At 75.0% G+C, this 14,045-nt stretch carries 12 protein-coding genes; 7 read left to right on the top strand and 5 right to left on the bottom strand.

The features are described from left to right. Positions 1–51 precede the first annotated feature (51 nt). Positions 52–1,032, top strand: a complete 981-nt coding sequence (locus OG500_RS11525; RefSeq protein WP_329579432.1) for a helix-turn-helix domain-containing protein — start codon at positions 52–54, stop codon at positions 1,030–1,032. 40 nt (positions 1,033–1,072) lie between these two features. Here OG500_RS11525 and OG500_RS11520 read toward each other — a convergent pair whose 3' ends face one another. Genes OG500_RS11520 through OG500_RS11510 form a run of 3 tightly spaced genes read right to left on the bottom strand, consistent with a single transcriptional unit; the run spans position 1,073 to position 5,221 of the window. Beyond that, positions 1,073–1,435 (bottom strand): DUF952 domain-containing protein, encoded by a 363-nt coding sequence (locus OG500_RS11520; RefSeq protein WP_329579429.1) that lies wholly within the window; start codon positions 1,433–1,435, stop codon positions 1,073–1,075. A 20-nt stretch (positions 1,436–1,455) separates the two neighbouring features. Beyond that, complete coding sequence (locus OG500_RS11515; protein WP_329579426.1) at positions 1,456–3,072, bottom strand: mucoidy inhibitor MuiA family protein; 1,617 nt, start codon at positions 3,070–3,072, stop codon at positions 1,456–1,458. Positions 3,073–3,076: 4 nt separating this feature from the next. Next, the gene (locus OG500_RS11510) at positions 3,077–5,221 is read right to left on the bottom strand and encodes a DUF4139 domain-containing protein (RefSeq protein ID WP_329579424.1); all 2,145 of its coding nucleotides are present in this window, start codon (positions 5,219–5,221) and stop codon (positions 3,077–3,079) included. On the opposite strand from OG500_RS11510, the gene OG500_RS11505 reads away from it, so the two are divergent. The 3 genes from OG500_RS11505 (at position 5,188) to der (ending at position 8,884) form a co-directional block, all read left to right on the top strand. Then, the gene (locus tag OG500_RS11505; RefSeq protein WP_329579422.1) at positions 5,188–6,510 is read left to right on the top strand and encodes a prephenate dehydrogenase; all 1,323 of its coding nucleotides are present in this window, start codon (positions 5,188–5,190) and stop codon (positions 6,508–6,510) included. The two genes, OG500_RS11510 and OG500_RS11505, sit on opposite strands and share 34 nt — an antisense overlap. A 95-nt stretch (positions 6,511–6,605) precedes the next feature. After that, positions 6,606–7,322: a (d)CMP kinase gene (gene cmk, locus OG500_RS11500; RefSeq protein WP_327066461.1), complete on the top strand. Its 717-nt coding sequence runs from the start codon at positions 6,606–6,608 to the stop codon at positions 7,320–7,322. A gap of 107 nt (positions 7,323–7,429) precedes the next feature. Then, positions 7,430–8,884: a ribosome biogenesis GTPase Der gene (der, locus tag OG500_RS11495; RefSeq protein WP_327066460.1), complete on the top strand. Its 1,455-nt coding sequence runs from the start codon at positions 7,430–7,432 to the stop codon at positions 8,882–8,884. A gap of 117 nt (positions 8,885–9,001) precedes the next feature. Here the strand turns inward: der and OG500_RS11490 are convergent, their stop codons facing one another. Beyond that, a complete protein-coding gene (locus OG500_RS11490; protein WP_329587957.1) occupies positions 9,002–9,667 on the bottom strand; it encodes a hypothetical protein in 666 nt (221 codons plus the stop codon). Positions 9,668–9,851: 184 nt separating this feature from the next. Next, the gene (locus OG500_RS11485; protein WP_442907023.1) at positions 9,852–10,859 is read right to left on the bottom strand and encodes a hypothetical protein; all 1,008 of its coding nucleotides are present in this window, start codon (positions 10,857–10,859) and stop codon (positions 9,852–9,854) included. Positions 10,860–11,443: 584 nt separating this feature from the next. Between OG500_RS11485 and OG500_RS11480 the strand changes: the two genes are divergently transcribed. From OG500_RS11480 to OG500_RS11470, 3 genes are all read left to right on the top strand, one after another. After that, complete coding sequence (locus OG500_RS11480) at positions 11,444–12,214, top strand: transglycosylase family protein (protein WP_329579414.1); 771 nt, start codon at positions 11,444–11,446, stop codon at positions 12,212–12,214. 345 nt (positions 12,215–12,559) lie between these two features. Continuing rightward, positions 12,560–13,009 carry a transglycosylase family protein gene (locus OG500_RS11475; protein WP_329579411.1) on the top strand — a complete coding sequence of 150 codons (450 nt, stop codon included), beginning with the start codon at positions 12,560–12,562 and terminating at the stop codon, positions 13,007–13,009. 120 nt (positions 13,010–13,129) lie between these two features. Continuing rightward, entirely contained in the window at positions 13,130–14,029 is a 900-nt protein-coding gene (locus OG500_RS11470) for a ribokinase (protein WP_329579408.1), read from the top strand. Positions 14,030–14,045: the final 16 nt, after the last annotated feature.

Genomic DNA, 14,045 nt, shown 5'->3' with positions numbered 1-14,045 from the left:
AACATCACTCGACAATTGGCGTGAAGCCGCCATGTGTGGGGAGGGGACGTCATGCTTGACGCTTTCAGCGCGCTCGGGCTCTCCGAGCCCGACGGTCAGGTCTACGCCGCACTGGTGGCCGCCCCGCAGTCCACCGCCGCCGAACTCGCCGCCCGCTGCGGCCTGACCGCCCAGCAGAGCGGCAAGGCGCTCAGCCGGCTCGCCCAGCACGGCATGGCCACCCGGGCGCCGGTCGAGCGGGACCGCTACCTGGCCGTGGCACCCGACGTCGCCATCGGCACCCTGATCGGCCACCGCGAGGCCGAACTGCGCAGCGCGCGGGCCGAGATGCACCGGTTGATGGACGCCTTCCGCGAGGCGTCGCGGTTCACCGACCCGGCCCGTTCGGTCGAGGTGCTCACCGGCGGCGAGGCGATCGCGCAGCGCCTGGCGCACCTGCAGGACACCAGCATCCAGCAGGTGCGCGGCTTCGACTGCCCGCCCTACGTGCAGGACCCGGTGGCCAACCTGACCCGCCAGCGCACCCGGCTCAAGGCGGGCGTGCGGTACCGCACCGTCTACGACCGGGAGGCGGTGGCCTGGCCCGGGCGGCTGGAGAACGAGATCCTGATCGGGGTCCAGGACGGGGAGGAGGCCCGGGTGCGCAGCACCCTGCCGATGAAGATGATCCTCTCCGACCTCCGGATGGCGATCATCCCGATCAGCATCGGGGACAGCGTGCTGGACGCCGCCTACGTGATCCACCCCTCCGCGCTGCTGCAGGCCCTGGACGGGCTCTTCGAGGCGGAGTGGGACCGGGCGGTGCCGCTGCAGGCCGCGCTCGGCACCGAGCCGGGGCCGAACGAGCCGGAGTCGGACCAGCGCAAGCTGCTCGGCCTGCTCGCGGCGGGCCTGACCGACGAGTCGATCGCCCGCTCGCTGGGCTGGAGCGCGCGCACCACCCAGCGCCGGCTGCAGGGGCTGATGCGCGAGTTGGGTGCGACCACCCGGTTCCAGGCCGGCATGGCGGCCCGCGAGCGCGGCTGGCTGTAGCCGGCCGGTCGAGGGCCGGGGCCCAGGCCGGCCGCGCCGGTCAGCTCCAGGGCTCGAAGCGGGCCCAGCGTCCGTGCGAACCGCGTTCCAGCTTGGCCAGGCCCTTGACGGCGCTGCGGTTGAGCCGCCCGTAGATGTGCGGGAAGAGCACGTCGGGTGCCACCCCCAGCGGGCGCTCGCCGCTGGGCGCCTCCCAGCGGAGCATCGGCTCCACCTCCTCCGGGTCGATCAGCAGGGCCATCAGCGGATCCGGCGCCGTGGCGAAGAACAGGTTCGCCACGGCCAGGGTGGTCGGCTCGTCCGGCGAGCAGTGGATGAAGCCGTCCGTCAGCAGTGAGCCGGCGCTGTACGGCCGGCCGGGATCGCGGAGCCAGTCGTCCAGGGGTGCGAGGTGCAGGATCATAGGTCTTTTGTACCTGACGGCTACGCGGTCAGCCCCGCGACCTTGGCCGAAGCGAGCACCTCGTACACCAGGGTGACGGTCCGTCGGCCCCCGGGCGGCAGCGGCAGCTCCCAGCGGACCACGCCCTCGGCGTCCACCTCCGCCGGGGCCGGGTCGCACTCCTGCGCGCGCAGCCGCACTTCGACCGCCGAGACCTCGGAGACCGGGATCCGCTCGCGCAGCGTCAGGGACCGCTCGCCCTGCTCGCCCGGTGCGGAGAGCCGCGAGACGTAAACCCGCACCGTGCGGGTCAGCACGCTGCGCTGGCCCAGACCCGGCAGGCCCGAGCTGCTGCGGCTCTCCGCGACCTCGCGGAACAGCCGGTAGTCGTCCGCTCCGGGGAAGGCCAGCTCGGCCGTCGCCCCGGTGGCGGTGAAGCGCAGCTCGCCGCGGCCGACGTAGCCGCTGTCGCGGACCAGCTCGACCGGGCCGGCCAGCAGCGGGTGGCCGGCCAGGTTGCCGAACCGCACCACCTCGCTGACCAGCGCGGAGAGCTCGGGGGCCGCGGTCAGCTCGGCGCCGGCCGGTGCGCTGAAACCGGCCAGCGGGATCCGGTGCGCCCGACCGTCGCCGGGCAGGTTCGCCGGGGCCGGGGCGGTCAGCACCCGCACCTCGCCGCCGTCGTCCACCCCGGGCAGGTCGCCCGCGGCAGCCGTCGCCGCGGTGCCCGGGGCGGTGCCGTCCGGGCCGAGCGTGCCGATCTCCTCCTCGCGCAGTTCGACCTCCACGGTGCGGCGCTCGGCGCTGCTCAACTCCCGCAGCGTCAGCCGGTCCTCGACCAGCAGCGGCGGCTCGGCGGCGAGCGCGGAGCGGGCGGTGGAGAGGGTCAGCCGCACCCCGGACCAGTCCTCGCCGGTGGCCTGCCAGAGCACCGCGTCCGACTCCAGCCGCAGCTCCTTGCCGGCCAGCACCGCCCGGTAGGCCGGGCGCCAGAGCGCGCAGGGCGTCAGGTGGCGCACCGTCAGGGCGGCGGTGGCGGGGCGGTCGGCCAGCACGGTGAGGTCCAGGTAGGCGGTCAGCTCCCGGGGCTGCGACTCGGCGTCGGCCAGGGCCTGCCGCGCGGCCTGCTCCTGCTCCGCGAGCTCGGCCAGCTCCGCCTCCAGCGCGCGCAGCCGCTCGCCGTGGGTGTCCTGCTCCTCGGCCACCCGGTCCAGCTCCCGCGACCAGCGCGCCGGTTCGGCCTCGCCCAGGCCGGTGCCCTCGCCGATCTCGCGCAGCAGGTCGGCGTCCAGCTGGTCGAGCAGCGCCAGGCGGGCGGTCAGCCGGTCCCGCCGCTGGGCGCCGGTGCGCAGCGCCGTCTCCAGCTCGTGCAGGCGGTGGCGCAGCGCGGAGTCCCCGGCGCCGGGCGGGCCCACCTCGCGCGGGGTCCAGCTGCGGGTCAGCCGGGCGTCCAGCACCCGGGCGGTGGCGTCGGCGGCGGCCAGCTCGGTGCGCAGGCTGTGGTCGACGGCCAGCGGGCTGACCGGGCCAAGGCGCAGCCGCTGCTGGCCCGCGGCGAGGGTGAGGGTGGCGGTGCGCTCGACGTGGGCGCGGTCCTCCAGGCAGGTGACGGCGGTGACGGGGAGCGGGGTGGTCGGGTGGACCTCGGGCGTGGGCATCTGGTCAGCTCCTTCGGTTTCCGCCGGTCAGGGCCTTGCCGGCCGGAATGCGGATCTCGTAGCCGGCGCTGAGCGCGACCCGGCCGCCGGGCGGCAGGTCGACCTGCCAGAGCCGGCTGCCCGGCGGATGGATCTCCAAGGGGGTGGCCGGGGCGGACCAGGGCGGGGTGCCGGGGCGCTCCTCGATCCTGATCTCCTTCTCGCCGGTCACCGGGATCCGCTCGCGGACCTCGACCGTCACCGGGCGGGTCAGCCGGTTGGCCAGCTCCAGGTGGATCTGCTCGGTGAGCACCGTGGTGGAGCCGCGCAGGCCGGCCGTGGACTCCTGCGACTCGGTCCGCCGGGTCACCCGCACGCTCTCCGCCACGCCAAGGCCGATCCGGCGGGTGGCGCCCGGGGCGAGCGTGGGCAGCGCGGTGGTCAGCAGGAACGCGTCGTCCACGGTGACCTCCAACGGGCCGGCCAGCAGCGCGCGGTCACCGGTGTTGGCCAGCAGCAGGGTGGCGTAGACGGTCGGGTCGACGGCCGGCACGCAGACGTACTCGGGGCGCAGCGCCACCGGGAGCCGGCCGAGGCCGACGGTGTGCCAGACGCCGTCGGAGGGCACGTCGGTGCGGGCCTCGGCGTCGTGGCGCTGGTCGAAGGAGCCGGCCGAGACCCGGGGCGGGACGGCGTGCGGGGGCAGCGCGGGCGCGAGGGCGTGGTCCGCGGCGGTGCGGTGCCGGGCGCCGGGGTGCAGCCGCCCGCGCCGGCCGGCCGGGGCGGTGGGCCCGGCCAGGGTGAGGCCGGCGTAGTCGAGCAGATCGGGGGCCGGGTGCGGGGGCTGCGGCTCCGGCGGCGCGGGTGCGCCGGGCGCGGGCGGGGCCGGCGGAGCGCCGTCGAACGAGGCCAGCTGGGCGTGCATGAGGCGGGGCGCCCCGGCGCCGGGAGGGGGACCGGAGGGCGTGGGCGCGGACTGGGGCGCGCTCGGCGCGGCGGGCGCCGCAGCGGCGGGCGGCGGTCCGCTCGGGACCGCGCCGTAGGACCTGGGGCCGGCGGCGCGATGCCTGAGCTGCTCGGGCCGGGGCGCCCCGGCCGGTGCGGCGCCCAGCGCGACGGGCTGCGGGCGCGGGGCGGGCGCGGTCGGCCGCGGGACGCTGTCGTAGTCCGCGAAGAGGTCGCCGAGGCCGCTCGGCGGTTCGCGCCAGCCGGAGGGCGCGGGGGCGGGCTGGCGTCGGCCGATCCGGATCGAGCGGAGCTCGGGCAGCCCGGCCGGGCGGTGCAGGTCGGCGCTGGAGAAGGCGATCCGGACCCCGCTCCAGTCCTCGCCGGTGCGCTGGGCGACGGCGGCGCGCAGCAGCAGGGTGCCGCTCGCGCCGTCCTGCCGGTGGTCCAGTTGATAGGTCGGCACCCAGCGGGCGTCCGGGACCCGGTACTCCAGCGCGACGGCGATCGGCTCGGCGGGCAGCGGCCGGGCGTCCTCGTCCGGGGTGAGGGTGAGCAGCACCACCGCGCTGGTCCCGACCGGGGTGGTGGGCTCGGCGCTGGAGGCGCGGGCCAGCCGGTCGGCGAGCAGTTCGCGCTCGCGGGTGGCCTGCCGCAGCTGCTCGCCGAGCGCCTCGGCCTCGGCGTGCAGCACGGTCAGCCGCTCGTCGACGAAGTCGGCGAGGGTGAGCAGCGCCTCGGCGGGCGCGCGGCGCAGCGGCTGGGCGCCCTGGCCCGGGGCGGCGGGGCGCCCGGGGTCGGTCGGGTGCTGTGGTGGGGGCACGGCGTGCAGCTCGGCGGTCTGGGCGATCCGGGTGGCCAGCCGCCCGCTGCGCGACCACAGGGCGGCCTCGGCCTGCTCGGCCTGCGTCAGCCGGGTGCGCAGCTCGGGCAGCTGCTCGGGCTCGGTCAGCCGGGCCTCGGCCTCCTGGCGGACCTCGGTGATCCGCCAGCCGGCCGGGCCCTCGGGCAGCGCGGCGCGCAGCGAGTCGGGGCGCAGCGAGGAGGGCAGGCCGGTCAGCCGCAGCCGGCGCGGGGCGGGCGGGCTGCCCTCGGGCGCGCTCTGGACCGGGAGGGTGCCGTGCGCCAGGCGCCGGCAGACGGCGCCCGAGGCGTGGACCACCACGCTGTCCAGCACGGTGGGCCAGGCCGGTGGCGCGGTGGTGTCTGTTCGCTCGTCGGTCATGCCGTCTCCCCTGGTGCACCGCTGTTTCCGGACCGCTGCGATGGCCCAGTCTGCCCGTCGTAGGTGACAGCTGTCACAGGCACGCGGCACGCATACGGGCCGGGGCCTGTCCCAGGGGGCGGGGGAGCAGAGCCGGGACGGGTGCGGGAGGATGTGGAGATCGTCCATCGTCCCCTCCAGGAACGCAGGAGAACAGCAGCGCCATGCGTACTGTCGCCGTCGTCGGCACCGGTCTGATCGGCACCTCCGCCGCACTCGCGCTGACCGGGCGGGGCATAGCGGTCCACCTGTCCGACGCCGACCCCGACGCGGCCCGCACCGCCGCCTCGCTGGGCGCGGGCATCGTCGAGGAGCCCACCGAGCCGGTGGACCTGGCGATCATCGCCGTCCCGCCCGCGCTGGTCGGCAAGGTGCTGGCGGACTGCCAGCGCAGCGGCCTGGCCCGCTCCTACACCGACGTGGCGAGCGTGAAGTCCGGACCGCGCGCCGAGGTCGCCGCGCTGGGCTGCGACACCGTGCACTACATCGGCGGCCACCCGATGGCCGGCCGTGAGCAGTCCGGGCCGCTGGCCGCGCGCGCCGACCTGTTCGAGGGCCGGCCCTGGGTGCTCACCCCCACCGCCGACACCGACACCGGGACGCTCAACGCCGCGCTGGAGCTGGTCGCGCTCTGCGGCGCGATGCCGGTGGTGATGGACGCCGCCGCGCACGACCGCGCCGTCGCGCTGGTCTCGCACACCCCGCAGCTGCTCTCCTCGCTGGTCGCCGCCCGCCTGGAGCACGCCGACGAGACGGCCGTGCGCCTGGCCGGGCAGGGGGTGCGGGACGTCACCAGGATCGCCGCCTCCAACCCGCGGATGTGGCTGGACATCCTGTCCGCCAACGCCGGGGTGGTGGCCGACATCCTGGAGGAGCTGGCTGCCGACCTGGGCACCACGGTCGCCGCGCTGCGCGCGCTGGAAACCGGCGACGAGACGGTCCGGCAGGCGGGCAGCGCGGACATCGAGGCGGTGATGCGCCGTGGCAACCACGGCCAGGCGCGGATCCCAGGCAAGCACGGCGCCCCGCCCACCCGCTACGAGACCGTGGTGGTGGCGATCGGCGACCAGCCGGGCGAGCTGAGCCGGCTCTTCCGGGAGGCCGCCCGGGCCGGGGTCAACATCGAGGACGTGGCGATCGACCACTCGGCCGGCCAGCGGGTCGGCCTGGTCCAGCTCCAGGTGGAGCCCACGGCCGTGCGGCGGCTGGTGGAGGCGCTGGGGGAGCGCGGCTGGGACGTGCGGGACTAGGCCGGGGCAGGTCCGGCGGCAGCGGCAGCGGGAGGGGTGTCCGCGGTCGTCTAACCTTGAGGTAACTCCCCGGGTGTTGAGAAGAGAGGTTCCCTGTGGACACTGCCGACCGAGCGCACGCCGCGGTCGTCGTCGCCATCGACGGACCCTCCGGCTCCGGCAAGTCGACCGTCTCCCGCGCGGTGGCGACCCGGCTCGGCCTCAGCTTCCTCGACACCGGTGCCATGTACCGGGCGATGACCTGGTGGATGCTGGCCAACGAGGTCGACGTGGAGGACCCGGAGGCGGTGGCCATCGCCTGCGGCAAGCCGGTGATCGTCTCCGGCACGGACGCCGACGGCCCGACCATCACGGTCGACGGCCAGGACGTCTCCGGCCCGATCCGCGGCCCCGAGGTGACCGCCAAGGTCAGCGCGGTCGCCGCCGTCCCGCAGGTGCGGACCCGGCTGGTCGAGCTGCAGCGCGGTTGTGCCGGGCACGCCGAGCGGGGCATCGTCGCCGAGGGCCGGGACATGGGCACGGTGGTCTTCCCCGACGCCACGGCGAAGATCTTCCTGACCGCCTCCGAGGCCGCCCGGGCCGAGCGGCGCGCGGCCGAGCTGCGGGCCAAGGGCGTGGACGAGGCGACCATCGCCGCGATGGCGGCCGACCTGGGCCGCCGCGACGCCGCCGACTCCTCGCGGGCCACCGCACCACTGACCCAGGCCGCGGACGCCGTCCTGGTGGACACCAGCGACCTGACACTGCAGCAGGTCATCGACACCATCGCCGAGTTGGTGGAGCAGCGGGCCGGCCAGCGTTCGGCCGCCTAGAGCCCCTGCCTGACGAGTTTTTTTACGCGCTGCCCGACGTTCGCGTCCGGGCAGGTACGCACGGTCCGTCCGGTCGACGGGCGGACCGGGAAATGGAACAGACGAAGATGAGCAACGAGCACGTCGCCGACGGTGCCGACCACGGTGAGCTGGATCCGGCCGAGTACGCCGAGTTCATGAGCCTGGCCGCGGAGGAGGGCTTCGACGGCGAGGACCTCGACCTGGCCGAGCACGAGCACGTCCCGCTGCCGGTGCTGGCCGTCGTCGGCCGCCCCAATGTCGGCAAGTCGACCCTGGTCAACCGGATCATCGGCCGCCGCGAGGCGGTCGTCGAGGACAAGCCCGGCGTCACCCGCGACCGGGTGAGCTACGAGGCGACCTGGAACGGGCGCCGCTTCAAGGTGGTCGACACCGGCGGCTGGGAGATCGACGTCCTCGGCATCGACGCCATGGTGGCCGCGCAGGCCGAGCTGGGCATCGAGACCGCCGACGCCGTGCTCTTCGTGGTGGACGCCAACGTCGGCGCCACCGACACCGACGAGGCCCTGATCAAGGTGGTCCGCCGGGCCGGCAAGCCGACCGTGCTCTGCGCCAACAAGGTCGACGGCCCGTCGAGCGAGGCCGAGGCCTCCTACCTGTGGTCGCTGGGCCTGGGCGAGCCGTACCCCGTCTCCGCGCTGCACGGGCGCGGCTCCGGCGACCTGCTGGACGCCGTGATGGAGGCGCTGCCCGAGGCTCCGCCGCAGACCTTCGGCGTGGCCGTCGGTGGCCCGCGCCGGGTCGCGCTGATCGGCCGCCCGAACGTCGGCAAGTCCAGCCTGCTGAACAAGGTGGCCGGCGAGGAGCGGGTCGTCGTCAACGAGCTGGCCGGCACCACCCGCGACCCGGTCGACGAGCTGATCCAGCTGGGCGGCAAGACCTGGAAGTTCATCGACACCGCCGGTATCCGCCGCCGGGTCCACCTGACCTCCGGCGCCGACTTCTACGCCTCGCTGCGCACCTCCGCCGCGCTGGACAAGGCCGAGGTCGCGGTCATCCTGATCGACTCCAGCGAGCCGCTCGCCGAGCAGGACACCCGGATCATCTCGATGGCTGTCGAGGCCGGGCGTGCCGTCGTGGTCGCCTACAACAAGTGGGACCAGATGGACGAGGAGCGCCGCTACTACCTGGAGCGCGAGATCGAGCAGGATCTCGTCCAGGTGCAGTGGGCGCCCCGGGTCAACGTCTCGGCGCTGACCGGCCGGCACATGGAGAAGCTGGTCCCGGCGATCGAGACGGCGCTGGCTGGCTGGGAGACCCGGATCTCCACCGCCAAGCTGAACGCCTTCCTCGGTGAGCTGGTCGCCGCCCACCCGCACCCGATCCGGGGCGGCAAGCAGCCGCGCATCCTGTTCGGGACCCAGGCCGGCACCCGGCCGCCGCGGTTCGTGCTCTTCGCCTCGGGCTTCCTGGAGGCGGGCTACCGGCGGTTCGTGGAGCGCCGGCTGCGCGAGGAGTTCGGGTTCGTCGGGACGCCGATCTCCATCTCGGTGCGGGTGCGGGAGAAGCGCAAGCGCAAGTAGTGGTCGCTCGTCCCTCTCTTCCTCTTCCTTTAAATAGGGGAGGGGAGGACGGGCAACGCGGAACGTGAACGGTCCGGTGGCTGGAGCAGCCACCGGACCGTTCTGTCTGTGCGCGGGTCAGCTGCGGCCCGGGGGGAGCGAGAGCAGCGCGCCGCGGTGGCGGCCCGGGGTCGCCGGGGCGGGGGCGGCCGGTGCCGGGGCGGCGACCGGGGAGAGGTAGCCGGCGGCGACCCAGCCCTGGCCGGTGCTGGCCTGGCCCTGCGGGTGCTGGTGCTGATGCTGGTTGGGCTGGTGCTGCTGGGGGTTCTGGTGCTGTTGGTGCGGCTGATGGTGTGCGGGGTGGGGCTGGTAACCGGTGTTCTGGAACTGCTGGTGACCGGTCTGGTGGTGGACCGCCTGCTGCTGCGGCACGAACTGCGGGGCGCCCGCCGGCTGCCCCGCGTGGGTGGGGAACGCCTGGTGGTGCGGGAACGCGGCGAACTGGTGGTCCGCGGCGAGGGAGGTACGGCTGCCGTACGGGTCCCGGTAGCCGTCCAGCTGGCCGAGGTGCGGGGCATGGAGCGAGCCGGCGTGCGGTCCGGAGTGCGGGCCCAGGTGTGCGCTGGCGTGCGAGCCGGGGAAGGGGCGCTCGCGCACCGCGAAGCCGGTGAACCGGAGGTCCTCCTCGCCGCTGCGGTCGCCCGGCAGGGCGCGGAAGAGGCGGCGGTACTCGGAGTACAGCTCGTCGTAGATCGGCGTCGGGGTGGGGGCGACCGGATGATCCCCGTCGTACGACGGCCTCATCGCCGGGATCCCTCGGGTTGCGGTGGTCTGGCGGAAGGCTGAGGTCACGTCGTAGCTGTACACGCAGAGCCCAACGAGCGAAGCCTGACGGGGATGCGGCCGGGGCGGCGGGCGCCCGGGGCACCGGGGCGTGATGGGCGCTTGCGGTCCGTCGCGCGCCGGTGCCCCCGGGGCTCGTGGTCGCTCAGGTACCGGCCAGCGGGAGGCTGGCGGCCACCAGCAGGCCCTGGGCCGCCGCGCGGTCCAGTGCGTTGCGCAGCAGGTCCTCCCGGGGCTGGCGGCCGATCGTCCCGGCGGGCGCGGCGTACATGATCACCTCGGACTGCCGGGCCGCCGCCGCGCGCCAGGCGTCGGTGACCACCAGCGGCTGGTGCGCCTGCCACCAGGCGCTGTTGCCGACCGCGGACGGCTGCAGGATCGCGTGCAGCCGCCCCATCGCGACCAGCACCGACCAACCCGCCAGCCGGGCCGGCGGCTTGTCGACGTCGTTGATCGGCAGGAAGCCGTGGTCGCAGAGCAGCGGGAGGAACTCGTCCGCGCCGGTCACCGTGCCCGGCCGGCCGACAAGCCCGGTCGGCTCCACGACCAGCGCGGCGTGGCCGGTGTCGCCGCAGAGCACCAGTCCGCAGGTGACGCCGAGGACGGCCGGCTCGCCCGGAGCCGGGACCCTGGCGCCCTGGTCGGCGGCGGGAGCGGCCGGGGCGGTCGACGGGGCCGGAGCGGGGGCGGTGGGGGCCGGGGCGGCTGCGGCGGGGCTGGGGGCCTGGGGCGCGGGCACGGCGTGGGACGGGGTGACCGGCAGGCCCAGGGCGTCCACGGCGGCGGCTGGGACCGCGCCGGCCGGGTCGACCGCGGCCCCCGGGACGCCGGGCTGGGCGTAGGGGTCCGCCGGGTAGCCCGCCTGGGTCGGCTGTCCGCTGCCCTGCGCCTGGCTGATGCTGCGCACCGCCCCGAGCAACTGCTCCTCGGAGACCGGCACGACCTGCGAGGGGATGCACCGTGCGTGGGCGAACGCCAGCACCGCCGTCTCGTCACCGACGAAGAGCACGGTGCTGGTCGGCTCGCTCTGGGAGTCGCCGGGGGTCCGACAGGAGGTGCAGTCGTAGGTGTCTGGGGTGTGGGCCCCGCCGAGAAGTTGGTCGGCCTCGTCGTCGCCGATCTCGGCTCGGACCTCGTCGCTGACATCGAGCATGCGCGGCAACAGGACTCCTAGATTCGTTGGCTGGGCGGCCCGGGCAGGCCCGGCCGCCATTACCAACGGCGGGCTGTGGTCGGAGTCACGGGTTGGGGGGTCGAGTGTCGCTTTTTTCCGTATCGACGACTGCGGGTGGTACCCGTCCGATCACATTCTGTCGACAATGTGGCCAGGCTCACACTCCACAAAGAGTGGTCGGCGTCACGTCGGCCAGAGGTTTGAGTCATGGAAAAGGTTACAAAACGGACATTGGACCTTGGAACCGTCTGATCGTTACCGCGGGTAACATTGCGCTGACCTGGCTGAACCTTGACCGGACCATGAATTTGTTGATTCGGGGCAGCCTCGCGGCCTAGCTTCATCCCCGGTGCAACGAGCACCACCCGGGCTCACTCCCCGAGGCACCGCACCTGGTGCCCACCACGCCGGCGACACGTCTGTGCCGGCGGTGATGGCGGAGTGGCCGGGGCGGCGCGGTACGTCGGACACGTACTCGGCCGCCCACAGGACGCCGCATGCGCAACCGGCCCCTCACCGGGCCTGGTTCCGCCTGCCCGCCCGGGGCTGCCGAGAGGGATTCCATGACTTTCCGTAACGAGAACGCCGCTGCCACCACCGCTGCCACCAAGCGCAACCGCGTTCGGCTGGCTGTTCTGGGCGGCGCGGTTGCCGTCCTTCCGGTGGCGGGCCTCGTCACGGCCACCACGGCCTCCGCCGCCTCGACCTCGACCTGGGACGCCGTCGCCCAGTGCGAGAGCACCGGCAACTGGAGCATCAACAGTGGTAACGGCTTCTACGGAGGCCTGCAGTTCACGTCCAGCACCTGGGCCGCCTACGGCGGTACCCAGTACGCCGCGCAGGCCAACCAGGCCACCAAGGCCCAGCAGATCGCCGTGGCCGAGAAGGTCCTGGCCAGCCAGGGCCCCGGCGCCTGGCCCGTCTGCTCGGTGAAGGCCGGCCTGACCGCCGGTGGCGCCCCCGCCGCCGTCGACACCTCGGCCCCGGCCCCGGCTGCGAAGGCCGCCGCCGCGCCGCAGGCTCCCGCCAAGCAGACCCCGGCGCCGCAGGCCCCGGCCAAGCAGGCGCCCAAGCAGGCTCCGGCCCAGTCGGCCCCGGCCCAGGACTCGAAGCCGGCCGCGAAGCCCACCAAGCCGGCCAAGCCCGCCAAGCCGGCGGACAACGGCGGCAACTCCGCGAAGTCCGCGGGTGGTTACACCGTCAAGGCCGGCGACACGCTGAGCGGGATCGCCGCCGCGCACGGCACCGACTGGCAGTCGCTGTACCAGAAGAACGCCCAGGTCATCGGCGCTGACGCCGACCTGATCATGCCTGGCCAGGTGCTCTCCGTCTGAGCCCTCGACCGCTGACGCCCCGTCGCTGCCGCGGCGGGCGGAAGCGGGGTCAAGCGCGCTGAAGTCGTACGTGGTTCGACCGTCGTCCCGATCGGGGCGACGGTCGAACGCGTTGGTGCGGGTGCGGTGGTGCGGTGCGGGATCGGTGCGGGTGCGGGTGCGGGGGTGGTGGCGGGGTAGGCGGGCCGGGTAGGCGGGCGGCTCTGATGGCGTAGCCAGGGGCGGGCCCGCTCGCGGGTGGGCGGGTGGCTCGGGGACAGTCGGAGGATGCGATCCGGTCGGTCGGGCAGGCGCCGAACAGCGGCCAAGGCCCGAATACCCGTCAGCGTTCGAAGAGCCGTCAGAGTGCGAAGCCGCGTCAGGCCTCGACTGCTCGCGATGCTCTGCGGCGCCGCGTTCGTCCTCGCGACCCCCGCCAGGTCCGTCTCCGCAGGCGGGCCGGTCCCGGTCGCGGACGCCACCTGGGACCAGGTCGCCGACTGCGAGAGCGACGGCGACTGGGCCGCCGACACCGGCAACGGCTACTACGGCGGTCTGCAGATCTGGCCGCCGACCTGGCGGGAGACCGGTGGTCTGCGCTACGCCACCCGTCCGGACCTGGCGAGCCGGCGCCAGCAAATCACGGTGGCCCAGGAGATCCTGAACGAGCAGGGCTGGCAGGCCTGGTCCGCCTGTGCCCGCGAGCTGGGGCTGCTGCCCGCCCGGCCGCCGACGGGGACGGGCGGGGGGAGCGGCGCGGGGGCGGGAACGGGCGCGGGTGCGGGGACGGATCCGAGGCATGCCGACGAGCGCTGAGGGCTGCCTGCCCCCGGGCGGTGTGGGTGCCGGGTGCGAAGCTGGTGCTGAGGCTGGCGACAGGGCCGGCGACGGGACCGGCGTGGTGGCCGGCGGCTGGTGGCGTGGAGGTGGGATCCGGTGGCGGTGGATGTCGTGGTGGTGGGCAGCGTCAACCTCGACCAGGTGATCGAGGTCGAGTCCCTGCCCGTTCCCGGGGAGACCGTCCAGGGCGGTCCGATCATCCGACTCGGCGGCGGCAAGGGGGCCAACCAGGCGGTGGCCGCCGCCCGGCTGGGCTGCTCGGTGGCCTTCGTCGGTGCCGTCGGTACGGATACCGACAGCGCGCAGTTGCGCGCCGAACTCCTCGCCGAGGGCGTGGACCTCACCCGGCTCGCGGCCGTGGACGGCCCGCCCGGCCACGCCGTCGTCCTGGTCGACCGGCAGGCGGAGAACGTCGTCGTGGTCTCGCCCGGGGCCAACGCCCGGCTCGATGCCGCCGCCGTCGAGGACGCCGGTGAACTGCTCGACGGCGCCTCGGTGGTGGTCGCACAGTTGGAGATTCCGCTGCCCGCCGTGCTGGCCGCCGCCCGGCTCGCGGGCGGCGCCACCTTCGTCCTCAACCCCGCGCCGGCGCCTGCCGGACTGCCCGACGAACTCTGGCCGCTGGTCGACGTCCTGGTGCCCAACCGCACCGAGCTGGCCCGGCTGTGCGGCGTCCCCGACAGCGCGCTGCGGGCGCCCGGCGAGGTGGCCCGGCTGGCCGCCGGACTGCCGTGCGAGCGGGTGGTGGTCACGCTGGGCGCAGAGGGCGCACTGGTCCGCGACGGCGCCCGGACCGAGCTGATCGCCGCGCCGACCGTGCGCGCTGTCGACACCACCGGCGCCGGCGACACCTTCTGCGGCGCGCTGGCCGTCGCGCTGGCGGAGGGCCGGGGCCTGGCCGACGCCGCGCGCTTCGCGGTCCGGGCCGCCGCGCTGAGCGTCGAGCGGACCGGTGCCCGCACCGCGATGCCGACCCGGGCGCGGCTGGCGGGGTGAGCGGTATGGCGGGGTG

The organism is Kitasatospora sp. NBC_01250 (assembly GCF_036226465.1).
Lineage (GTDB): Bacteria > Actinomycetota > Actinomycetes > Streptomycetales > Streptomycetaceae > Kitasatospora.
Note: the sequence above shows the minus strand (reverse complement) of the source record. Positions and strands in the feature narration are given on the sequence as shown.